Below are 24,179 nucleotides of genomic sequence, written 5' to 3'. Positions count from 1 at the left end.
TACAAGTATATTTATTTATTGAGTCGTAATTTTGCAAATAACATCGAAAAATCTCGATAAAGGGGAGGGAATTTTTGTGCACTTCGTGGTCTGCCTAAAGCAAGTTCCTGACACATCCGAAGTTCGGATCGATCCGGTTACCAACACTCTCATGCGGGAGGGTGTACCCTCCATCATTAATCCTTACGATGCCCATGGCTTGGAGGAAGCAATTCGTCTTAAAGAAAAGGTTGGGGGGAAGGTAACCATTGTAAGCATGGGACCTCCACAAGCCAAAGAAGCACTGAAAAAAGCCATGTCTTTTGGAGCGGATCGCGCAATTCTCTTGAGTGACCGTGCTTTTGGCGGTTCTGACTCTTTGGCGACTGCTTACATTCTCTCATCTGCTCTACTAAAGATACATGAAACTGAACCGATAGACCTCGTCTTTACAGGAAAAGAAGCGATTGATGGAGATACCGCCCAAACTGGTCCCGGCATTGCACAACGTCTCGGATTCCCGCAATTGACGTATGCGATTAGAGTTAAAGAACTCACGGATACGACCGTGACGGTGGAACGCAAAACTGAGAGTGGACGTCAAGTTGTTCAGTCGCAATTACCAGCATTACTTACTGTGGAAAAGGAACTTAACGATTTGCGTTACGCAACCTTACCGAATATGATGAAAGCTGCCGCGTATGAACCAGAGATGTGGGATGCCAAGACCCTCCCGTTTGATGCAACTCAAATGGGTCTTAAGGGGTCTCCGACGAGTGTCTCAAGGATTTTCGCCCCACCCAGTCGTACTGGAGGAGAAATTATGGACGGAATGAAAGACCCTGCAGGAACTGCAGCCTCAGTCGTCCAAAAAATCTTCCAACAAAATATTATTATGGTTAATCCCCTAGCGAAGGGAGGTAAACACTAATGACGGTCGCAATCGATAAATCAAAATGTATAGGGTGTGGCGCGTGCGTCGTGGAATGCCCAGTAGAAGCGCTTGACCTCGTTGATGGGCTGGTTGTTGTTGATCCTGCTAAGTGTATTGACTGTGGTAAATGCGTCAAAGTATGTCCGACCGATACCCTCTCTTTACCGGACAAGCCAGCGAGTCGTAGCGAAAATCGTGATCCAGGTGCAGGTTCCAAATTTGATTTAAAGGAACCTCTGCCAGAATCCGTAAAGGACTATGCTCAAGGGAATGAGAAAAAGACGATACGTTCCCAAGTAACACCCGTCGCAGGTGGAGATGTTTGGAGCGGTGTTTGGGTTATTATCGAATATAGTAATGGAAAGGTCGCACCAGTATCCTGGGAATTACTTGGTGAAGGCCGTAAACTTGCTGATGCAATTGGGTGTGAACTCTGTGGGGTAGTCACCGGTCATCAGGTGGATGCAGTGATCCCGGAAGCCTTTGCATATGGTGCTGAGAAGATCTATGTCATTGATCACCCCGTACTTAAAGACTACCGTACAGAGCCTTATGCTGAAGCAATAACCGGCCTCGTCAAAAAATATCAACCAGAGATTATTCTGATGGGTGCGACGTCGATGGGGAGAGATGTTTTTCCGGCTGTGGCCACTAAAGTCCAAACTGGTTTGACTGCTGACTGCACGGTACTTGGTATCGATCCCGAGACTAAACTTTTACAACAAACCCGACCTGCCTTTGGCGGAAACATAATGGCAACGATTCTTTGCCGTACCAGACGTCCTCAAATGTCGACTGTCCGTCCAAGAGTCATGGCAATGCCAGAACGTGTCGAAGGTCGCCAAGGAGAACTCATTCACGAGGAATTCGGTTTTAACGAAAGCGATTTCCGTACGAAAATTCTCGAGTTTATCCCTTCCGATGCGAAGAGCGCTTTTTTGGACAAAGCTGAAATTATCGTGGCCGTTGGCCTGGGTATTGGAGCGAAAAGGAATATTGCGCTTGCAGAAGAATTGGCGGATGTACTAGGGGCCACTCTCGCAGGGTCGCGAGGAGCTGTAGAGGCAGGTTGGCTAAATCATGATCAACAAGTAGGGCAATCTGGGGTAACGGTTCGTCCTAAAGTCTATATCGCCATCGGAATTTCCGGCGCTATTCAGCATTTAGTTGGGATGGAAACGTCAGACTTCATTATCGCTATTAATAATGACCCTGAAGCTTCAATCTTACGTGTCGCCAATTATGGTATTGTCGGAGACCTATTTCAAATAGTACCTGCGATGACCGCAGAATTTAAAAAACGCCTTCAGCACGGCGTGGCAAATTAAGGAGGGGCAAACATGGAAAACTTTGATGTGATCGTCGTTGGCGGCGGTCCTGCTGGCCTGTCTGCCGCGATCAGTGCTGCCCAAGCAGGCATGAAAACTGTAGTAATTGAACGCGGGGATTATCCAGGAACCAAGAATGTCATGGGTGGAATACTCTATACAAAAGCTACGAACATGGTTGTACCGGAGTTTTGGAAAGACGCGCCTTTAGAACGACCCATCATTGAACAACGTATTGCCATGTTAAGTGGTAATGAGTCTATTATGGCTGGTTATCGGGATCCGGATTGGGCAGTCGACCCCTATAATGCACATTCAATTTTACGTGTTAAGTTTGACCGTTGGCTTGCCCAACAAGCTGAAAAAGCTGGCGTTATGATCATTACGGAAACTCTAGTAGAAGATCTACTCTACAAAAATGGAAATGTCGTAGGGGTTCAGACGGGCCGGGCTGAAGGGGAGTTAGGAGCAAAGGTTGTTATCTTAGCCGAAGGTGTTAATAACTTCTTAGCAGTTAAAGCTGGACTTGCTAAACCATTAAAGCCAGACTCAGTTGCTGTGACCGTAAAAGAAATAATTGCTTTACCCAAAGAAAAAATTGAAGATCGTTTCTGTCTTGATGAGGGTCAAGGGGCCACGATCGAATTATATGGAGATTCTACGGCAGGGTTAATGGGTGTAGGTTTCATTTATACCAATAAGGACTCAATTTCAATCGGAGTTGGAGCGATTCTAGAACCCATGATTCGTAATAATTGGACACCCAATGATCTCCTTGAAAATTTAAAATCAAAGCCTTATGTCAAACGTCTGCTTCAAGGTGGAGAAACTAAGGAATATTTGGCACACTTAATACCTGAAGGGGGATATACTCAGGTACCGAGACTTCACCGTCAAGGAGTGCTTGTCGTCGGGGATACTGCAATGCTTATGAATTCCTTGAACAGGGAAGGTTCGAACCTTGCCATGATATCAGGTAAAATAGCGGGCGAAGTCGCAGCTCAAGCTATTAAAACCGGTGATTTGAGTGACCAGGCCATGACAGTATACGAAACCCGTTTGCGGGATTCCTTTGTACTTAAAGACCTTCACCATTATCGCCATATGGGTAAGTTCTTTGAAAATAATCCGCACCTTTTAAAATTGTATCCTAAAATATTCTCTAAAGCGGCCAAGATGTATTTATCTGCCGATGGGACACCCAAGAAACAGCGTCAAAAGGAAATCATCAAGATGGTCTTCGAAAACCGTTCTAAAGGCGGTTTAATTAAAGATGTCTATGGAGCATGGAGGGCGCTGTTATGAAATTAGATGATAAACTATTTTTGGTACGATTTAACACGGATAAATTAAGTCACATTAAGATCAATGACCCTGAGGTATGTTTAAAACAGTGTCAAGACAAGCCTTGTACTCGTATATGCCCGGCTCATGTTTATGATTGGGATGAAGAAGAAAAACGCATATCAGTTGGGTACGAGGGATGTCTTGAGTGTGGGACATGTCTGATAGGCTGCCCATTTGGCAACATTAACTGGAACTACCCCAGAGGTGGATTTGGGGTCTCGTGGAAAAACGGTTAAAACTATTTCACGTACTTAAAGCCCTAAGAAATTTTTCAGTGAAGACTAAGAGCAGGGGAAGGCTTAAGGCCCCCTCTGCTCTTTGATTTTTGGTTTTGCAGGAAAGCAATGCGGCACAGTATGCAAAGTTCTTTGACAGCTATTTATCTTATAGGTAGAATAGATAAAAGGGATAAGGAAAGGTATTATCAAAAATGGTTATAGCAATAAAAGAGAACGTCTATGAAAAAGAGGCCCAACTCATCAAACGCTTACAATCGTTCGGAAAAGCCTTAGTAGCTTTTTCAGGCGGTGTCGATTCTACTTATCTTATGACCATTGCTCAAGAAACCTTAGGTCAAGATTGTAGAGCCGTCTTTGCACGCGGAGCCATGATTTCTTCTCAAGAAGAAGAAGAAGCCCTGGCTCTGGTTGAACACTATAGATTCCCAGTCGATGTGATTGACTTAGATATTTTGGCACTAAAGGAATTTCGAGAAAACCCTCCCGAACGCTGTTACTTTTGCAAAAAGAAACTATTCGAGACATTTTTGAGTTTTAGCCAAAAATTGGGTTATTCCACAGTGATTGATGGTACAAATGCCTCGGACGCACAGGACTATCGCCCTGGGAGGCTAGCTCTTCAAGAATTGGGGATTTTGAGTCCCCTATTAGAAGTGGGTCTCACAAAAGCAGAGATTCGTCTATTATCCCAACGCCGAAATCTCCCAACATGGAACAAACCTTCCATGGCTTGTTTGGCATCACGGGTTCCCTTCGGAGATTCGATCACAGCAGAACTCCTTCAACGTATTGCGCATGCCGAAGCCATACTTCATCAGAAAGGCTACGTAGAATGTCGTGTCAGGGCTCATGGTGATATTGCTCGTATCGAGATACCTAGGGATGACTTCTCAAGATTTATCCAGGAATGTCCAGAAATCACAGCACATTTGCTTAAAGTGGGTTTTAGGTTTGTTACACTAGACTTAATGGGCTTGCGTTCAGGAAGCCTAAACCCTGACCAGCAGGAGGCTTAAGTATGAATGAAGAGTCAATAAAGTTCCTACTCGAATCCGTTCATAAGGGTTCATGTTCCCCTGAAGACGCGTTAACTAAATTAAAAGATCTTCCCTTTGAAGATTTAGGGTTTGCTCGTTTAGATCATCACCGGGCACTTCGTACTGGACAATCAGAAGTAATTTTTTGTCAGGGGAAGCAACCAGACCATATCATTTCCATTTTGAATCACTTGGGCGCCAAGGCTGAAAATGTATTAGCGACTCGTCTTGACCTTGAAAATGCCAACAAGATCTTGCCCTATTTTCCGAATGCCGAGTATGATTCCTTGGCGCGTTGTCTCTTACTTCGCCCTTTAGCTGAGCCTAGCATTGCCGGAAAGATCCTCATTATGACGGCTGGAACGGCTGATTTACCTGTGGCTCAAGAAGCTTGGGTGACGGCACGTTATATGGGACACGAAGTGGATACACTCTTCGACGTCGGGGTAGCGGGTATACATCGTTTGCTTGGTCAGCGAGAGCTTATGGATCGTGCTGAGGTGCTTATTGTTGTTGCAGGAATGGAAGGTGCCTTAGCCAGTGTTGTCGGAGGATTAGTCGAACAACCGGTTATTGCAGTCCCTACTAGTGTGGGTTATGGTGCCCATTTTCAAGGCCTAGCCGCTTTACTTAGTATGTTAAATAGTTGCGCCTCCGGAATTGGAGTTGTTAATATTGATAACGGCTTTGGGGCCGCTTCATTAGCCTCGGCAATCATACGTCGTATTACGAGAGATAAATAGGGAGGACATTGACTTGAAACTTTTATATTGGGATACGTTTGCTGGGATTAGCGGTGATATGGCTCTCGGATCCCTGATTGCGCTTGGGGCTGATCCGAAACTAATTGTAGAGCAACTTCACTCGATCGGATTGACGGAGTTTGTGCTTGATGTTCGTTCACGCCAAGTCCAGGGAATTCAAGCAACAGACATAGATGTCGTCATTTCTTCGAAACAGGATAAGGTGGAACATGGAAATAACCATCACAAGCACGAAGATCACAACGTTCACGGACATCATAATCGCCGTCTCCCTGATATTCAGAAAATGATACTGAGTGGGAGCTTATCAGAACGATCTAAGAAAAATGCTCTTCAAGTCTTTAATGTTTTGGCGGAGGCAGAGGCCCAAGTTCACGGTACGACGATTGACCAAGTTCATTTTCATGAAGTGGGGGCCGTTGATTCTCTTGTTGATATTGTTGGAACGTGTATCGCCTTGGACCAGCTGGAGATTGACACGATTAAGGTCTCTACGCTTCCCTGGTCACACGGCTTTGTGCAATGTGCCCATGGAACATTGCCTCTGCCAGCCCCAGCTACACTACTGCTTTTACGGGGGTTTAAATTCCAGGAATCAGGGATCACGGGCGAACTTATTACCCCAACTGGGGCATCTCTCATTCGTGCCTTGGCTCAACAATCCGCGTTTCCGGAGATGACATTGCTCAATGTTGGGTACGGATCGGGAAAAAATGATTATGGCCTACCAAGTCTGTTGCGAGGGGTTTTAGGGGAGATTTAACGCCAGAGGTGATATTATGTTCGAACAAATTATCAATAACCTCATTCAATCTGGGTGGTCGATTGTGACATTAGAAAGTAATTGGGTTTGCGCAACGCACGTTTCGCAGCAACGGGGGCTATTATTCGGCAATTTCAGTGAACTTCCTCAAGAATTTAAGCCGTGGATTCGTAATTATGCTAATATCTCCCAATGGGACGCTGTGGTTTTTTGCCCCAAGGGAATTGATTCCTCGGACTTGAAGCAACATCGTTTTCCTAATGTCCAGCTTTGGTACTGGGATACACAAAAAGGTAACCTATTTCCGTTTCCGCCAACCAACGATCAGAGGATTCCCCAATGGTTAAGGCAACTCTCCAGCGGGGAGGCAGTTTTTCTGGAGACGAATTCCCAAGTGGGGAAACATTTTGTCCCATTCCTCACGTACACCCTCTTAGGAATTAACCTTATTGTCTTTCTATTAATGACCCTTGCCGGGGGATCGACCAACCAAAGTGTCCTGATAGCCTTTGGAGCTAAAGTCAACACCTTAATTCAAGCGGGTCAGATTTGGCGTTTTTTAACAAGTGCTTTTATTCATATTGGCATCATGCACCTCGTTTTTAACCTTTATGCTTTATGGGCTTTAGGTCCCTTAACCGAAGAGAGTTTTGGACATCGACGGTTTTTGATTATTTATATTTTGAGCGCTCTCGGTGGATCAATTGCCAGCTTTCTATTCACCACGGCGCTTTCGGCTGGGGCATCGGGTGCAATCTTTGGTTTACTGGGTGCGCTGTTATATTTTAGTTACAAACGGCCCTATCTTTGGAAATCTGGCCTAGGAATGAACCTCATTGTTGTGATTTTTGTAAATTTCGGGTTCGGCCTCCTTCAACCGGGAATTGATAACTTTGCCCATCTTGGAGGACTGCTTACAGGAACGATAACCAGTATGGTTTTAGCAAAAAATAATTCGAAAGTTACATAATATACCTCTTGTTTAGCAGCATAGTTTCCCCCACTGAAGGGACAAAATACAATCAAGAGCTTGCGGTTTCTTAGCAAGGTGGCTATAAAAATGCCATCGTTAGTTAAGAAAGCGTGAGCTCTTTTAGATCAATTTATTGACTATGATTTGTGAAATGTGAGAAATAGAGAATACGTTATGTATTCGTTTGTTGCGCTGTACGATGTATTTCGGTAAAAAACTCGCTCACTTCTTGGGGGGTTGGAATATGTTGATCAACGTGACCCAACTCTTTAGTTACTGTTGCAAAGGCGTTTAGCCAAGCCATGGTAATTCGAGTGGCAATCTCTTGAGGGCTATTCATATCGTGATCTCCCTTCTTTCATTTTTATTGTTAGTGTATGGTGCCTTTCGGTAAAGGGTGCTAAGTGTCGCCCTATTCGATTCAGAGATTTGTTAAATAAGGACTAGGAAGAAAGCTGTTAAATGCTATAATATAAAAGAGAAAAGAGGGGACGCTTTTGAGAAATAAAAGCAAACGGACTGTTAGATATTTTTCGCGTGATAGGTTGGTCCACTTCCTATTGCTTGCAGTGGTTCTTCTTGTGTTAGGGAGGCTCGTCATACTTCAAATCGTCCAAGCTTCCGAGCTAAAAGCTAAAGGAATTGAGCGTAGGACGAGTGATCAAAGCCTTCGCCCGGAAAGAGGTACCATCTTTGATGCCCAAGGTAATGTCTTAGCCCAAAGCATCCCTGTCAGAGAAATTTATGCGGATCCAAAGACGTTGAGTGATTTGATTAGCAACAAAAAATTCGCGAGCACAAAAGAAGAGGTTGCTAAGGAGCTGGGAAACATCCTAGGGATTAGCACGCAAGACTTACTCAATAAACTTAATAAAAATTTATCTTGGATTAGCTTAGCCCATCAAGTAGAGATCAGTAAAGCTGACGAAATTATGGCCCTGAAAATCCCCGGAGTTGGTTTTAATGATGAAAAAAAGCGTGTCTATCCTATGGGGAAATTTGCAGCATCAGCGCTAGGAATTGTGAATCAAGACGGTCATGGAGTGGAAGGAATCGAGTCCTATTATGATAAAGTCTTGTTTGGTAAGCCTGGTTTTCAATCCCAAGAACAGGATACCAGCGCTCGTTCCATTTTGGATGCCCTCCATCATAGTGATCCATCAAGCCCCGGAAACTCCGTCACTTTAACCTTAGATTCTACTATTCAATATTTTATTGAACAACAACTTGATACTATTGAGAATGCAACTAAAGCAAATAGTGTAACGATACTAGCCATGGATCCGATGACAGGTCGTATTTTGGGTATGGGATCCCGTCCTACATTTGATCCCACGGATTATTCTAAAGCAACACCTGAAGCCCGTCGCAACCTGTCTATTGGCATGTCCTACGAACCAGGGTCAACCTTTAAGATTGTCACAGGATCAGCAGCGCTGGAAGAAGGGGCTGTCCACCCAAATGATACGTTTCCCGATCCCGGCTATCTTAGGATACCACCACGTTTAATTACAAACTGGGACTCTGATCAAAAGCCGCATGGTTACCCGACGTTTACGCAAGGGATGCAGTTATCCTCAAATGTCGTACTAGCACAAGTGGGCATGAAGTTAGGTAAAGAATCCTTCTATACTTATTTAAAAGCGTTTGGTTTTGGCTCTAAAACAGGGATCGATATTTCCGGCGAAGAGAGTGGATTGCTCGTTCCACAAGACAAAGCTCGCGACATTGATCTTGCAACGATGTCCTTTGGACAAGCCAATTCAGTTACACCAATCCAATTATTGTCGGCTATCTCAGCTGTGGCCAATGGAGGTACACTTTATCGCCCATATATTGTAGACAAAATTACGACTCCTGATGGACAACTCGTTCAACAACAAAAACCGACCCCCGTTCGCCAGGTCATTTCAAAAGAGACTGCTTCACAAATGACCAACATTCTGGAACAAGTCGTTTCAGGCGGAACAGGACATCTTGCTCAAATTCCAGGCATTCGCGTCGCGGGTAAGACGGGAACGGCTCAGAAAGTAGACCCGAAGACCGGAGAATATTCAACGACTGATTTCATTGCCTCATTCACGGCTTACGCCCCCGCGGAAAACCCAAAAATTGCAGTTTTAGTGACTATAGATACGCCAAAATCGGCTGAAGGTCATCAAGGCGGAACATTAGGAGGACCTCCGGCTAAAGCCATTATTGAAGGAGCTTTACAATATTATGGACTTCCCGTGGCCAACAATACACAAAGCACTGTTACTATTTCTCCCAGCGATTCTGCAGTCAGACCCTCACCCAAACCGGTAATCCCTGAGCGTTCACCCGTAGGCGGGGAAGTCATTATTCCAGATTTAACGGGTATGACAATGCGCCAGGTTGGTGAAACTCTCGCGAAATCAGAGCTTCATTTCAACTTTACGGGTAGCGGGTTAGTCAATCAACAATCACCCCAAGCGGGAAAAGTTGTCACTAAGGGCACAACCATCGAAATAAAGTTTTCTTCTTTAACTCCATGAACTTAGAATAGTAACGATACAACTTCGTGGTCAATCTGGGTAAGCTAGAAGTTGTAAACCACAAAATAACGGAGGAATGACAAATGCGTCTCGACCGACAGATTGATTTGATGAAAGAAGATATAATTGCGGCCATCCAAGGATGTATTCGGATTAAGAGTGTCAAAGATGTTGAACATGCTACCCCTGGTGCCCCATTCGGCCCTGGAATTAAAGAGGCTTTGGAGTGGACGTTGGCCTTGGGCGAGAAATTTGGCTTTGTTGTAAAAAATGTCGAAGGGTATGCTGGTCATATTGAAATGGGGACAGGAGATCTTTTGGGAATTCTAGGTCATATTGATGTCGTTCCAGAAGGGGATGGGTGGTCTGTTCCTCCCTATAGTGGGACTATAAAAGACGGTAAGATTATGGGTCGGGGCGCATTAGATGATAAGGGGCCAACTTTGACCGCTCTTTTTGCCATGAAGGCCATTAAAGATGCCAATATCCCCTTAAACATGAGAGTGCGCTTGATCTTAGGTACTGATGAAGAATCTGGATGGGCCGATATGGATTATTATCTTAAAAAGGAAGAAATTCCGCAGATTGGATTTGCACCAGATGCTGAGTTTCCAGTGATTCATGCGGAAAAAGGAATTCTTCATCTCGAATTAAGCAAATCCCATGCAAGATCTTTTACGCATCTTGTCAGCGTTCAGGGTGGAGAACGGGCCAACGTTGTTCCAGATGTTTGTGAAGTTACCTTAAAGGGAATTGCTAGCGAGGTCATTGCCAAGCAATTGAAAGACTTCCCTTTTACAGAGAGCGTTAGCGGCAAACTCACCAGTCTAAAAGGTAACGATGAACTTACGCTGACCTTTAGAGGAGTCGGGGCCCACGGCAGTCTCCCGCAAAATGGTAAGAACGCTATCCTTTATGCTTTACAATTTCTTCGCACGCTTCCTCTGACCTCCGAAGAACAGCAGATGATCGACTATATTTTGAAACACCCAGGTACAGGCTTTAATGGAGAAGGTTTTGGAGTCACTTTAAGAGATGAACCCTCTGGAAAACTTTCGCTTAACCTTGGTATTTTAGAGTTGACTTCAAACGAGGTTCGTTTCGTCATTGATATCCGTTATCCTGTTACGTACCAACTGAACGATGTTTTTTTACCCATTGAAAAAATAGCCCAGAGCGAGCAATTTAGCCTTAAAATTCTGACCCACCAAGAAGCACATCATGTTCCCAAGGACAGTTCCTTAGTTGTATCTTTGCTTAAAGCGTATTCTGATGTTACTGGGCTTGAACCCTTTGCTTTTGCCATTGGTGGGGGAACTTATGCTAAAGCACTTCCTCAAGGAGTTGCCTTCGGACCCGTTTTTCCTGGTGAACCAGAAGTAATTCATTGTGCCGATGAATATATCTCGATTGACAACCTCCTCTTAACGACCAAAGTATATGCCCAAGCTATTTTAAATATCGCAGCCGATCCTGAGAACAGATAGTACCTTGCTAACCATGCTGAAAAAGTTCTTGACTATTATATGATTTATAAGTATAATAAACCTTGTTGTTATTGCGCCACTAGCTCAGCTGGTAGAGCATCCGACTCTTAATCGGCAGGTCCCTGGTTCGATCCCTGGGTGGCGCACCAAATAAACATTACTCCCGCAAGTGATTGCGGGTTTTTTGTTTTTATACAGCGTTTGCATAAAAGGAGCTAGTTGTTAGTTGGCTTATCTTTTGCGAGATAAAAGAGGATTATAATCATAAAAATAGAAATATAGAGTCAAAGTGGAGGAAATATGTTCAAACATGATGTCGCAGATCTCTCGAAAATGATAGATATTGTAACAAATGTAAGATGTCAAGTGTCAACTAAAAACTAGAGGATAAGTACGTCTGCTTACTATACATGAAATGGAAAATGGGAATGCGGGGTGGATATTTTCTTGGATAAGATCATTAGGTCTGGGCTAGATACGGTGGATAGCATGAGCACACTTGATTTTCCAAAAGTTTCTATGGATTGGCAGATTTATGAGGTCTATGAAGTATTCGGTCACGCGTTAGAATATGTTTATGTTGTAAACAAAGAAGGGTTATTGGTAGGTGTTTTAGATCAGGCAACTATGTTACAGGTCGGATCTCATAAGATTATGCGAAAACTTGTTGGAGAGCTTGAGTGTCAAGTGCCGATGTGCCTGGTCTCTGGCAGTTCGGCTAATGATGCGGTCTCCCTCTTCTTCAGACAGAAAGTGAACGAAGTTCCGGTTACCGACAAGGCGGGGCGGATGATTGGAGTACTAAAGCTTTGGTCGCTGCTTGATCACCTGGCAGGCAAGTTGGGGAGGTTGGAACAAGAGCTTAACGAAACCAAGAAGCTGACAGCTACTTTGGAGACGGTTGTAGAAAGTCCGTATGAAGGCATTGTGGTCGTTGACGAAAAAGGCCATGTCATTATGATTAATAATTTCTATCTAGAGAGCATTGGGTTCACAAGGGAACAAGCAATGGGACGACATATTTTCGAACTAACCCCACATTCTGAGCTTCCAGACATTGTGCGTACGGGCAAGGCTCAATTCGGCGAGCACTGGAAAGTGCGAGACCGGGAATTCATGATTATCCGGGCACCGATTAAAAAAGATGGCAAGATAATCGGCGCACTTGGCAAGACCCTTTTTAAAGATATGAGTTTGGCTCGTGTCTTCGCGCGTAAACTGACCCAATTGGAAGATGACCTGAAGTTCTATAAAGAAGAGTTACGTAAAATCCACAGTGCCAGCTATACCTTTGATGATATTATCGGGGAAGGCCTCAAAATTACAGCAACCGTTAGCTTAGCTCAACGGGCGGCTCGTACAGCCTCAACCGTTCTGTTGACGGGGGAGAGTGGAACGGGAAAAGAGTTGTTCGCCCATGCTATTCATAATGATAGCGTGCGGCGCCATGGACCATTCATTAAGGTTAATTGTGCCGCGATTCCTGAACAGCTCTTGGAATCTGAGTTGTTTGGCTATGCTGAAGGGGCCTTCACCGGGGCGCGCAAAGGCGGGAAACCAGGTAAATTCGAACTGGCCAACCTTGGCACAATCTTTTTGGACGAGATCGGGGATATGAGTCTGACAATGCAGGCCAAGCTTTTACGTGTCATTCAGGAACGCGAAATTGAAAGGGTAGGCGGAACTCAACCTTGCAAAATCGATGTGCGTATTATTACGGCTACTAACCGTAAATTAGACGCCATGGTGCAGGAACGGACGTTTCGGGACGACCTTTATTATCGGTTAAATGTTATGGTCCTTGAGTTACCTTGCTTACGGGAAAGGCCTGGTGACATTGAATTACTTGCAAATTACATGGTGACCAAATTAAACCGGAAACTGGAGACGGATGTGGAAGGCATTTCTCGCGAAGCTATGAAAATTTTACAAAGCTATGCTTGGCCAGGCAATGTCCGGGAATTGGAGAGTGTTTTGGAACGAACGATGAACATGGTTGACGAGCCGTTTATTTTTCCCGAACATTTACCAGCTCGAATATTGCAGTCCAAAATGGGTGTGGATGAGAATCAGAGCGGGGAACAAAGTAGCTTGGAGGAAGGTTTAAATTCTGCTGAGAAAGAGTTGCTGGTCGACGCTTTGCGGCGTGCTAAGGGCAACAAGGTGCAAGCTGCTAAAATCTTGGGAATTCACAGATCGGTTCTGTATAGGAAACTAACTAAATATGGGCTTGGTGGTGAGACTTTGTCTCGGGAGTTGTAATTTGAATGATAGTCGTGTTGCCTGATCGAGACAAGGTGTCCTTTTCGGGAGAATATTGTCTCAAATAAGAGACATGAAAGTGCTGCCATTGGCATGATTTTGGTATGGTTGTGGTATTCCTTAACATGCGCTTCAATCCCCACTAAGAAAGATACGCACTGTCAGAATATCGGCTGAAATCAACACAAGTCGAGTGAATATACGCATATAAGATGATTGCTTAGCCCTGGGATTTTCCAGGTCTTTTTTATTTCTCTGAATAATTAGTCATAAAAGTCAGAAAGTTGGATCTGTTCTTGCATATTGAGTTGATCAAAAGGAGGGAAGCTGAGAGGAGTAGTTGGGAGAACTATGACGAGTTTGAGGAGGTATTTAATTTAGAGGTCAAGAAAATTGGAGTGTTGGGTGCTGGCACCATTCCGGGCGTTGTAACAACCGATGATGTTGTGCAGACAGTCATAGAATTGTCTGGCTTCATCGTTAACCGCATCTTGGTTCCCTATATGAATGAAGCTGCTAACGTTTTCCATGAAGGTATCGCTTCAGCTGCAGAAATCGATAAGGCCATGAAACTGGGCGCAGGAATGCCTATGGGCCCCTTGGAGTTGGCTGACCTGGTTGGAATAGATATTGTTTTGGCAGTATGTGAATTTTTCGTAAAAGAATTTGCCGATTCCAAATACCGTCCTTCGTTGGCATTCAGACAAAAAGTACGTGCTGGACACCTAGGCAAGAAGACTGGCAAAGGTTTCTATGACTACAGCAAGTAGGCAGAACCGGCGAGACGGATCATTTATCCGGTCGAAAAATATTTCCGCGATGCCAAGATTATGCAGATATTTGAGGGAGTAGCTCAGATGCAAAGAATGGTTATCGTTAGCATATAGCCAAAACCTTCAGAAAATAAATAACAAGGAGGGATTGACTTGGATTATAAGAGCGAGTACGAGCGCAAATTCGTCTCTGCTGATGAAGCGGTAAAGGTTGTTAAATCCGGCGATGTTGTTCATTATGGTGAATTCATGATGACTTCTCATGTTTTGGATGCGGCTTTGGCCAAGAGAAAAGATGAATTAGAAGGGGTAAACATTAGAACGGTGACCTGTCCTTTTCCACCGCAAACAGTTGTAAATGATCCAGAAAGAAAACATTTTATTTATAATGACTGGCACTTTAGTGGGGCTAGCAGAAAGCTACATGATAAGAATATGTGCAACTATATTCCGCTGACCTATCACGAAGGTCCCAGTTTTTATGACCGGGGTTGGGTACCTGTTGACGTAGCCTTGATCAAGGTTACTCCTCTCGATCAAAATGGCTTTGTAAACTTGGGAACATCTAATTCCATTACTCATGCCTTCTGTGATGCTGCTAAAATAGTTATTGCCGAAGTAAATGAGTCCGTACCGAGGTGTCTGGGTGGCTCAAGGGAGACCTTACATGTATCCGAAATCGACTATTTTGTCCAGGGCGACAATAGACCCCTAATTCAGCTTCCCGAAACACCTATATCCGATGTGGATAAAACAATCGCTGCAACTATACTAGGACAAATCGAGGATGGTGCCTGCCTGCAGTTAGGGATCGGCGCTATGCCTAATGCAGTTGGCGCAATGATAGCCCAATCAGACTTAAAAGACTTGGGTGTTCATACCGAAATGCTGGTAGATTCATTTGTGGATATGTACGAAGCTGGAAGAATTACAGGTCTGCGCAAACAGCTTGACAAAGGTAAGATGGTGTATACCTTTGCCATGGGAACCAAGAAGCTCTATGATTTCTTGGATAATAATCCAAGTTGTGCAAGTTACCCGGTCGATTATACCAACGATCCCGACATAATTTGTCAAAACGATAAAATGATGTGCATTAACAACGCTATAGAAGTGGATCTCTATGGTCAGGTCGCGTCAGAGTCATCAGGAATAAGGCAGATTTCAGGAACAGGCGGCCAGTTAGACTTTATTTATGGGTCCTATAAATCCAAGGGAGGTAAGGGTCTGATCTGTCTTACATCTACCTTCATTGATAGTGAGGGCAAGATGCAATCACGAATCAAGCCTATGCTGACTCCTGGGGCGATAGTTACCGTTCCTAGGAGTATAAATTATTGTGTGGTCACTGAATACGGTATAGCTATGCTTAAGTCAAAGAGTACGTGGCAAAGAGCCGAAGCCTTGATAAATATTGCTCATCCTGATTTACGTGATGAACTAATCAAAGAAGCAGATGCCAATAAAATTTGGATACGAAGCAACAAGATATCTTGAGGCAGTTGATCACCCCTTATGGGTGTAATATTTAAATAAAAAGGGGAATTTCAAAATATGTCAATGGAACTTAATGAAGTTGTAATGGTTAGCGCATGCAGAACACCTATTGGTGCTTATGGAGGTTCGCTCCAACCAGTAGCGGCCAATGAATTGACCAAGATTGTTGCTGCTGAGGCTATTAAGCGCGCGGGAATTGACCCGAAACAGGTCGATGAAATCGTGGCAGGAATGTGCCTAGGTCATGGTAATGGCTCTTGTCCACCCCGTATTGTGGCTATGGAAATAGGTATGGATCCCAAATCAAGTGCCTGCATGGTCAACCAGAACTGCGCATCAGCAATGAGGGCTTTGGAAATTGCTGCCATGAAACTGCAACTGGGTAAATACGATATTGCATTAGTAACCGGTACAGAAAGTATGAGTAATATCCCATACATCTCTACGACTTCCAGATGGGGCGCAAGAATGGGCGATGTCAAACTTCAGGACGCCATGCTTGCGGATGGACTGGTATGCCAACTAGCTGGTTCCCACATGGGCGGAACTGCTGAAAATATTGCTGAACAGTATGGAATTACCAGAGAAGAATGTGATGCGCTAGCACTTCTCAGCCATCAGAGGGCAGTTAGGGCTAGTGATGAAGGTCGTTTCGAGAGAGAGATTGTTCCTGTTCCAGTCAAAAAGGGAAAGAAAGAATACGTGTTCAAAAATGACGAACATCCTATTCGTGGAGCAAGCCTAGAATCTATGGCCAAACTGAAACCCGCATTTAAAAAGGACGGAGTGGTAACTGCTGCCAACGCTTCTGGTCTTAATGACGCTGCCGCTGCTGTAGTTTTGATGACTAAGAAAAAAGCTGAAGAACTAGGAATTAAACCTCTGATGAAACTTATAAATGTCTGTGATGAAGGGGTAGAAGCTCGCGTTATGGGCTTAGGCCCCGCAGCTGCTATACCCAAATGTTTGAAAGAGGCAGGAATGAAGTATGAAGACGTTGATTACTGGGAAATCAACGAAGCCTTTGCAGCCCAAGTAATTGGCGTTGGCAAAAAGATTAAAGAAGAAGCAGGTATCGATTTGAACATAGGTACCTTTGAGCAGGATGGTAACATTAACACCAATGGTTCTGGAATTGGTTTAGGACATCCGGTTGGTGCTACTGGACTGCGCATAATTGTCAGCCTCTATTATGAGTTGGAAAGACTCGGAAAAACAACAGGCGGAGCTTCCCTTTGCGTAGGTGGCGGAGCAGCTATGGCTTCCCTGTGGACTAGAGATATATAGAGCTTCCATTCTATTAGCTATATTGTGGGTGATGGTTCATTTAGGCCATCATCACCGCTTTATGAAAATGAAGCAAAAAATAGGTTAAAAGAACTATTAAAACAGGAGGAATGTAAATATGGCTTCTAATTTTGCAGTTAATAATATTAGGGATTTTGAATTTATTATTCAAGAATGGCTTCCAACTGAGGGAGTTTTTAACTACCCACAGTTTGCTGACTATTATTCCAAAGATGATGTTAAAGCAATCCTGGAGCCCATTCTAAAAATGTGCAAGGAAGTAATTGAGCCGACCAACGACGAAAACGAGACCCACCCAGCAACGTTTGCTGACGGCAAGGTAACTACTCCGCCAAGCTTTGGACCGCTTTTCCACAAGTTGCAGGAAGAGGGCTGGGGTACCAGCAATATCGATGATTCGCCGGATGCCATGGTATTACCGGATATGTTGCATGCCGCCGTTTGGGAACTAATTTGTGCCGCTAATCCTACCTTTATGCCATATATTCTGCTGACCAGTGGAGCTGCCGGTTTAATTCAAAGCTTTGGCGATGATAAATTAAAAGCCATGTTCCTTCCTAAGATGATGAATGGAACATGGTCTGGAACTATGTGTCTTACCGAACCCGGCGCAGGGTCTGATGTAGGTGATATTCTTTCTAAGGCTTATCCGACCGACGATCCGAGGATTTTTAAGATCAAGGGCAATAAGATATTTATAACGGGCGGGAATAATGATTTTACCGAAAATATCATCAACCTCTACCTGGCTCGTGTTGAAGGTGCCAAGCCGGGCACTGGCGGTATCTCTCTGTTCGTAGTTCCCAAGTTATGGGTCAACGAAGATGGTAGCTTTGAAGACAACGATTTCGAGAACACTGGGATAGAACATAAGCTGGGCCAACATGGTTCGGTCACTGCCTCTTTGGCTGCCGGGGAAAACGGTAATTGTCGCGGTTGGTTGCTGGGTATTGACCCTCTTAAAAACGAAGGCAAGGGCGAGGGAATGGCTCAGATGTTCCAAATGATGAACATGGCCCGCATGGAAACCGGCCATATGGCTCTGTCCTGTATTATCAACGCCTTTGCTAATGCCCGCGATAATGCCAAAGAAAGAGTTCAGGGACGCCTGATGACCAATCCCAAGGCCGGTCGGGTAGCCATAATTAACCATGAAAATACTAAGCGTACACTGATGATGGGCAAAGCTCACATTGAAGCCATTCGAGCCATGATGTACAGGGTTTATCTGGCTTTTGACCAGAGGCATCGCGATCCCGATCCGGCAGTAAGAAAAGCTGCCAACGACCTGATTGAAATAGCCACCCCGCTTTGCAAGGCCTATCCTTCTGATGAAGGCTGGTGGCTCATTGGTGAAGCTATTCAAGCTTATGGCGGCTACGGCTACTGCGAAGAGTATCCCGTATCCCAAATCGCGCGCGACATGAAGATCTACTCCATCTGGGAAGGAACAAACTTTATCCAGTCCATGGATCTGGTTGGCCGCAAGATGAACATGAAGGGCGGTTCAGTATTCGGCGCTTGGGTGCAGGAAATGGTAGATTTTTATGAAGCTAACAAGAGCAATGAAATCTTAGGCAAGGAATTTGCTAACTTGGGCAAGGCTCTTGATGCTTACAAAGATATGCTCAAGGCTCTGGCTGGATATTCCAAGACCAATATGAGCATGATTCCACTCTATTCCCACCGTGTCTTAACTGCTACTGCCCAGCTATTCTGTGGCCGCCAGATTCTTGATCAGGCTATATTGGCTGATAAGAAAGCCAAAGAAGTGGGACCAAACCACTTTGATTATAAGTTCTACACTGGTAAAGTAGCCGCCGCCAAATACTACGTGCGCAATGTAGTTCCCAATGTATGGGCAGTTGCGGAGATAGTAATAGATGGTGATACCTCAGCTATTGATGTTCCAGTTGATGTTTTCGAATACTAGAATAGAGAACAAGGGGACAGGTACGTTGTTTTGCCTTTTTAGGCGAAACGGTGTACCTGTCCCTGTGTTTCCTCAGGCGAAACGGTGTACCTGTCCCTGTGTTTCCTCAAATTCAGTGCGGTGTTTACGGCGTGAAGTTAAATAATCCAAGACTCGCTCAGGCGAAGTGTTAAGGATCTGCTGTTGAGAAATCCCGACCTCCCGAACCAACTCTACAGCTTCGCTAAACTCACCGACCCGGTCCCAAAAGTGAGCATCACTTCCTAAAATTACGGGACCTTTATACTTTGCCATGTAACGGGCAATAGAACGGCAATTTTCCCGAGCTCCACCCTTTTCTCTAATCGTCGAAAGTGAACTATTATTAACCTCGACAGGGATATTCAAAAGGGCAGAAGCGTGTGCAATTTTTTCAAGATCCATCTCAAAATCCGGTCGTCCAGGATGAACCATCATATCTGTGTAGGGATTTTCCATCGCCTTAATATAAGCTTGAGTGTTCTGTTCGCATGTCCCACCCGGATAGCAGATCGGATGTAGCCCGACGAGGATAAGCTTCAAATACGCTAAATATTTCAAAGGCATATCTAATTCGCCTTCATGGTTCGTGATATTGGCTTCAACTCCAGGTAAAATTTTAACCCCAGATAGCTCATCCGGAAGAATTGACAAGTTGTCAAAATGAAAAAGGTGAGGAGCACCTGGCATACTTGGGCCGTGGTCCGTCATTCCCAATAATTTAAAGTCCTCTGCGTGAAGCTGCTAGAGTATTTTCTGTAATAGTACTGTAAGCATGTCCACTTGCAATGGTATGGGTATGCAAATCAACCAACAGTTCCATTTTAACACCTCATTACTTTTTTTGTTCTCATGAATAGTTACTTGTTTAATTCATTATATAGTGTAAGTGTTAACGAGAAATTATCGCGAATTAAAGTTAAGGTTAAAATTGTAGATTAACTCTTTAGTTTATCGTTAGATCCTAAAAGTGCTAACCCCAGTTTGTAAGTCCTTGGCCAAGTCTGTCAGACTCTGACAAGACACGTTAATCTGATCGATAGAAGCTGTGAATTTGTCAATGGCCGCGGAAACGGTATTTGCCTGGTCAGCTGTAACCTGGCTGACAGCACCGATGTGCTGAATCCCTGAGACAATTTGTTGGCTTCCGCCCGCCATTTGCTGTATGGAAGAGGCGATCCCACCTACTTGTTCGGAAACTTCATTAACCATATTCAATATTTCATTTAGGCCAAGACCTGCGGTGTTCACTACTTTAATTCCATTGTTAACGTGAACTTCTTCTGCATCCATTGCAGCGATAGCATGATTGATGTTATCCCTGTTTACTACCACCAAAGAAGTGATTTGTCCAGTCGCAACTTTGGCCTTTTCGGCCAACTTACGAACCTCTTCAGCCACTACTGAGAAGCCACGTCCCTGCTCGCCAGCTCGGGCAGCTTCAATAGCGGCGTTTAAGGCTAGAAGATTTGTTTGTTCGTTGATACCAGATATTAAGTGCGCAATATCTGCTATTTGTTCAGAGCCATCAGCCAGCGAATTGATTGCCCCTTTAACAACTTGAGTACCCTGGCTGATGTTGGCCATTTGTTCAACTGCCTGGGTGAGAGCCTTTTGCCCATTTTCAGTAGTTATAGTCGTTTTTGTGGTGAAGGCGGTGACGCGCTGGCCCGCCTCGGCTATCATTTGAATGTTAGCGTTTATTTGTTCTATAGCTGCTACGGTCTCGTTGACTGCACTAGCTTGTTTTTCCGTTCCACTTGCCACTTCGGCGATAGCCCCTCCAATTTGGCCGGAGGCACTCGAACTTTGTTCCGTAATATTTAAGAGCTGGTGAGCAGAAGCAGCTACGTCCGCCGAAGACACTGAGACTTCTTTGACTAGGTCCGACAGGCTATCCGTCATCAGATTAAAAGCCTGTGCTAGTTGTCCAGCTTCGTCCTTGGAGGTAGTTTTTATCTTGGTCACCCTAAGATTTCCGGAGGCAAGCCCTTGTACATTTGCTAGCATTATTTGTAGAGGTTTGGCGATGGCTCGGGCCACCAGTGCCCCAATGATAACTGCTAGAATTGCGGCAACAAGCGGGAAGCCGAATAGAAATTTCTCTGCCCGGACGAAATTAAGATTTTCGCGTACAATGGTACTTTTCGCTTTCTGAGTGCTAAAGTCTACGAGTTCAGGAAGTAGGGTGTTTATTTCATCTAAATCTTTGGTAGCGTTATTGAAGAAGTAGAGATAGGCCTCTTCTTTGTCCCCACTATCCATTAGAGAAACAACTTTCTGCCATTCGTCGCTGTATTTTTGCAGTGCGTCTCTCACTTGCGCTAGTTTTGCTACTTCAAAGGGTTCTTTGGCAAGAGGGGTATAGTTATCCAAGGATTCCTTGATAAAGCCGTTTAGTACTGTGGTCTGAATGAGTAGGTTTTGTTTCTTGGAAGTGTCTAGAGGTGCCGAGAGAAGCTCTATATTGACACTACGGATCATTCGAACATTGGCATTGGCCTCATTGATTAGTTTTACAGAAATCAAAGAACTTGAATAGACATCGTTCATGGCTACTTTGGCTTGTCGATAATAGTAATAACCCATGAAACTTAAACCGAGCATGAAGACTACCAGGACAAGGACCAAAGCGTTAATTTTGTAGAACGTATTCCAGTTGTAAAACCAATTCCATTTCCAATCTTTCCATTTCCATTTCATTTATATCACTCCTCTTATCGTAATAAAAAAGAGTTGCCTCCCATTGCCTTAACTTCTTTCTTGATTTGGGCAGCTCGTTCAGAGACAAGTAAGGGTGTCCAACTTTGGTCAGTAGTGTTTATAATGAGGCCGGCTAGGGCTACGCTAAGGTTTTCTGTACCGGCTAACTGCTCGCAAGATTGTTCGAATTGGGCGAGGATGTTAACGGCTAATTTTTCTAGGTCCGAGGGTGAAGAGATTGCGATAAAATCGTCGCCACCGATGTGTCCAATAAAGGTTTTCTCAGCGGTTATATAGGATGCATTCAGTAAAACCTCGCCTAACATCTTGATGGCTAAGTCTCCTTGTTGAAAACCGTATAAGTCGTTATAATATTTAAATTTGTTAAGGTCAACATATATAAGGCCAAAGGTTAAACCTCGTTCTAAGTGTTGTCTGATCTCCTGATCAATGCGTAGGTTGCCTGGCAACCCGGTCAGCGGGTTAGCTCCTTGGGCAAGCTGGATCTGCCTCTCGGATATGGCTTTTATTAGATTTTCCACTGAAACCATGCCGATCGGCTTTCGTAGGTTAGCCACAATAATGCCGTCATACAGCTGGGTATCCGAGCGTTGCATAGCTAAACTAGACACCACTTCTAACGGAGTGGTGTCTTCCACAATTAGGGGATTTGTGTCCATTAAAATGGGAACAGTTCGTTCTGAAAAAAGGGATACACCATAGCGGGTACCCAGGGCGGCAAAAAGTCTGTCGCGCTGCAATACACCGACTAAACGGGAGTCTTCGGTTATCCCCACCAGCCATTGGTGTGGGTGCTCACGGAAGTAAGTTTCAACGGAATTGACAAGGGCGTTGCTATCAAACAAGGGTAAGGGCTCCACCATGGAAAGAATAGGGTTTTGATCTATCGATTTAAGCCGATGTACCCGATCTAGGATTTGCATAACGGCGGGATTAATGCTCTTTCGTTCAAAGGTGGGTCTTGCAACTAAGAATCCCTGTACGTAATCCACCCCCAATTGGACCACTGTGCGCATTTCCTCAGCCGTCTCCACCCCTTCTGCAATGATACGGCACCCTATACGCTTAGAAAAGGTGACGAAGGTCTCCAGCAAGGCCCATTTGATCGGATCAGCATTCACTCCCTGAATCAAAGACCGGTCTACTTTAAGAAAGTCTGGATGTAGCTCCGCGACGGATTGTAAAGAGGAGTAGCCGGCCCCAACGTCGTCTAAAGCAATTAGGTAACCCTGATTGCGATAATGATCTAAAGCATCCCGGAACGTGGAGAAATCCTCTATGGCACTCCGCTCGGTAATTTCTAGAACGACATCCTTTGGGGCTAACCCCTTTTCACTAAGCAGTTTTCTAGTATGGCCCGAGGCAAACTCGGGGTCAATTAGGACCTGGGGGTTAATGTTTAGGAAGAGCATTTCTCTGTTTTGGGCAATAGCAGGGTAGGAAGTAATAGCTTGACGCCGGCAAAGTGTTTCAATTGGATAGAGCTGCCCTATCTTTTCGGCAAATGGGAAGAGGTCAGCAATATTGTTAAAACATGTGGAGCCAGGTATACGGGCCAACGCTTCAAAACCAAACACCTCTCCGCTTCGGGTTTCAATGATTGGTTGAAAAGCGGCTTTCAAGTAGGTGTCGGGTTCTTCGATTAGGTGGGAAATCTCATCGCGACGAGCAAAAAAATGGGGATCTGGTTCGGACTTGTTGAGGAGGAAAGCCTCTTTCACAGCCGCGTAGATTAAATAATCGGGACTACGGCCGACTTCGTTGATACACCGGGCAAGTCCAGAACGCAAGCTTATTTTCTCGTTAACTAGTTTTCTAATTCTACGATTAAACCGTTCTTCGAAAGGAAGAACCCATTGCTCAATGATTTCCTTCATTTCCCAGTGCATATTTTTTCCAGGGACAAAATAAACAACGAAGTCATCCCCCCCCCTGCTCTCCGATTGAGAGTAGAGGAAGAGATTGCGTTCTTTTCTAAGAGTAAGATTAAGTTCATTTTCAATTTCTTCCAGAATTTGGCGGCAGATTATGTAGCCGTAACGAAATTCCACTTCATGAAATTTAACGATGTCAAGATACAATACCCAGATTGTTTTTTCATCCCTAAGTAGACGGTATAGCTTTTGTTGGCTCATATCAATCGTCATAAACATTCGAATGCTCCTTCTCCTAACCAAAACGTGGTATATAATTTCGAGCATATTTATCAGTAAGTACATCCTTACAATATAATAATTGTTCTTTGTAAAGATCTAATGAACTGAATGTAAAGTTGTTGTTAAATTTAACCTATAACT

At 44.4% G+C, this 24,179-nt stretch carries 18 protein-coding genes, 1 tRNA gene and 2 pseudogenes; 17 read left to right on the top strand and 4 right to left on the bottom strand.

Going from position 1 to position 24,179, the window contains the following annotated elements; genetic code table 11:
• Positions 1–76: 76 nt before the first annotated feature.
• The 8 genes from DSOL_RS01475 (at position 77) to DSOL_RS01440 (ending at position 7,361) form a co-directional block, all read left to right on the top strand.
• Positions 77–910, top strand: a complete 834-nt coding sequence (locus DSOL_RS01475) for an electron transfer flavoprotein subunit beta/FixA family protein (RefSeq protein WP_075363119.1) — start codon at positions 77–79, stop codon at positions 908–910.
• Positions 910–2,241: an electron transfer flavoprotein subunit alpha gene (locus DSOL_RS01470; protein ID WP_075363118.1), complete on the top strand. Its 1,332-nt coding sequence runs from the start codon at positions 910–912 to the stop codon at positions 2,239–2,241. Before DSOL_RS01475 ends, DSOL_RS01470 begins: the two co-directional genes overlap by 1 nt.
• A gap of 12 nt (positions 2,242–2,253) precedes the next feature.
• Positions 2,254–3,546, top strand: a complete 1,293-nt coding sequence (locus DSOL_RS01465) for an FAD-dependent oxidoreductase (RefSeq protein WP_075363117.1) — start codon at positions 2,254–2,256, stop codon at positions 3,544–3,546.
• Positions 3,543–3,824 (top strand): ferredoxin family protein, encoded by a 282-nt coding sequence (locus DSOL_RS01460; protein ID WP_075363116.1) that lies wholly within the window; start codon positions 3,543–3,545, stop codon positions 3,822–3,824. Before DSOL_RS01465 ends, DSOL_RS01460 begins: the two co-directional genes overlap by 4 nt.
• A gap of 194 nt (positions 3,825–4,018) precedes the next feature.
• Positions 4,019–4,843: an ATP-dependent sacrificial sulfur transferase LarE gene (gene larE, locus DSOL_RS01455; RefSeq protein WP_075363115.1), complete on the top strand. Its 825-nt coding sequence runs from the start codon at positions 4,019–4,021 to the stop codon at positions 4,841–4,843.
• Between the two features lie 2 nt (positions 4,844–4,845).
• Positions 4,846–5,607, top strand: coding sequence for a nickel pincer cofactor biosynthesis protein LarB (gene larB, locus DSOL_RS01450; RefSeq protein WP_075363114.1), 762 nt, complete (start codon positions 4,846–4,848; stop codon positions 5,605–5,607).
• A 13-nt stretch (positions 5,608–5,620) separates the two neighbouring features.
• A complete protein-coding gene (gene larC, locus DSOL_RS01445; protein WP_075363113.1) occupies positions 5,621–6,391 on the top strand; it encodes a nickel pincer cofactor biosynthesis protein LarC in 771 nt (256 codons plus the stop codon).
• A gap of 16 nt (positions 6,392–6,407) precedes the next feature.
• The gene (locus DSOL_RS01440; RefSeq protein ID WP_083642271.1) at positions 6,408–7,361 is read left to right on the top strand and encodes a rhomboid family intramembrane serine protease; all 954 of its coding nucleotides are present in this window, start codon (positions 6,408–6,410) and stop codon (positions 7,359–7,361) included.
• 175 nt (positions 7,362–7,536) lie between these two features.
• On the opposite strand, the gene DSOL_RS27790 is transcribed toward DSOL_RS01440, so the two are convergent.
• Entirely contained in the window at positions 7,537–7,704 is a 168-nt protein-coding gene (locus tag DSOL_RS27790) for a hypothetical protein (RefSeq protein ID WP_170871415.1), read from the bottom strand.
• A gap of 157 nt (positions 7,705–7,861) precedes the next feature.
• On the opposite strand from DSOL_RS27790, the gene DSOL_RS01435 reads away from it, so the two are divergent.
• From DSOL_RS01435 to DSOL_RS01400, 9 genes and pseudogenes are all read left to right on the top strand, one after another.
• Entirely contained in the window at positions 7,862–9,880 is a 2,019-nt protein-coding gene (locus DSOL_RS01435; RefSeq protein WP_075363112.1) for a penicillin-binding protein, read from the top strand.
• Between the two features lie 83 nt (positions 9,881–9,963).
• A complete protein-coding gene (gene pepV, locus DSOL_RS01430; protein WP_075363111.1) occupies positions 9,964–11,367 on the top strand; it encodes a dipeptidase PepV in 1,404 nt (467 codons plus the stop codon).
• Positions 11,368–11,440: 73 nt separating this feature from the next.
• Positions 11,441–11,516, top strand: a tRNA-Lys gene (locus tag DSOL_RS01425).
• 298 nt (positions 11,517–11,814) lie between these two features.
• The gene (locus DSOL_RS01420) at positions 11,815–13,629 is read left to right on the top strand and encodes a sigma 54-interacting transcriptional regulator (protein WP_235838664.1); all 1,815 of its coding nucleotides are present in this window, start codon (positions 11,815–11,817) and stop codon (positions 13,627–13,629) included.
• Positions 13,630–14,045: 416 nt separating this feature from the next.
• Positions 14,046–14,399, top strand: a pseudogene (locus DSOL_RS01415) (3-hydroxyacyl-CoA dehydrogenase family protein); the annotation flags it as partial.
• Between the two features lie 18 nt (positions 14,400–14,417).
• Positions 14,418–14,516, top strand: a complete 99-nt coding sequence (locus tag DSOL_RS29405) for an acyl-CoA dehydrogenase family protein (RefSeq protein ID WP_345788354.1) — start codon at positions 14,418–14,420, stop codon at positions 14,514–14,516.
• A 39-nt stretch (positions 14,517–14,555) separates the two neighbouring features.
• Positions 14,556–15,899, top strand: coding sequence for an acetyl-CoA hydrolase/transferase family protein (locus tag DSOL_RS01410; protein ID WP_075363110.1), 1,344 nt, complete (start codon positions 14,556–14,558; stop codon positions 15,897–15,899).
• Positions 15,900–15,956: 57 nt separating this feature from the next.
• Entirely contained in the window at positions 15,957–17,186 is a 1,230-nt protein-coding gene (locus DSOL_RS01405; RefSeq protein ID WP_075363109.1) for a thiolase family protein, read from the top strand.
• A 118-nt stretch (positions 17,187–17,304) separates the two neighbouring features.
• Positions 17,305–19,140 carry an acyl-CoA dehydrogenase family protein gene (locus tag DSOL_RS01400; protein WP_075363108.1) on the top strand — a complete coding sequence of 612 codons (1,836 nt, stop codon included), beginning with the start codon at positions 17,305–17,307 and terminating at the stop codon, positions 19,138–19,140.
• Between the two features lie 72 nt (positions 19,141–19,212).
• Here DSOL_RS01400 and DSOL_RS01395 read toward each other — a convergent pair.
• From DSOL_RS01395 to DSOL_RS01385, 3 genes and pseudogenes are all read right to left on the bottom strand, one after another.
• A pseudogene (locus DSOL_RS01395) lies at positions 19,213–19,981 on the bottom strand (phosphatase).
• Positions 19,982–20,115: 134 nt separating this feature from the next.
• Positions 20,116–21,861, bottom strand: coding sequence for a methyl-accepting chemotaxis protein (locus DSOL_RS01390; RefSeq protein ID WP_075363107.1), 1,746 nt, complete (start codon positions 21,859–21,861; stop codon positions 20,116–20,118).
• 14 nt (positions 21,862–21,875) lie between these two features.
• Positions 21,876–24,035 (bottom strand): GGDEF domain-containing protein, encoded by a 2,160-nt coding sequence (locus tag DSOL_RS01385; protein WP_075363106.1) that lies wholly within the window; start codon positions 24,033–24,035, stop codon positions 21,876–21,878.
• Between the last annotated feature and the right edge of the window lie 144 nt (positions 24,036–24,179).

Origin of the sequence: Desulfosporosinus metallidurans (assembly GCF_001936615.1) — a bacterium.
Lineage (GTDB): Bacteria > Bacillota > Desulfitobacteriia > Desulfitobacteriales > Desulfitobacteriaceae > Desulfosporosinus > Desulfosporosinus metallidurans.
Note: the sequence above shows the minus strand (reverse complement) of the source record. Positions and strands in the feature narration are given on the sequence as shown.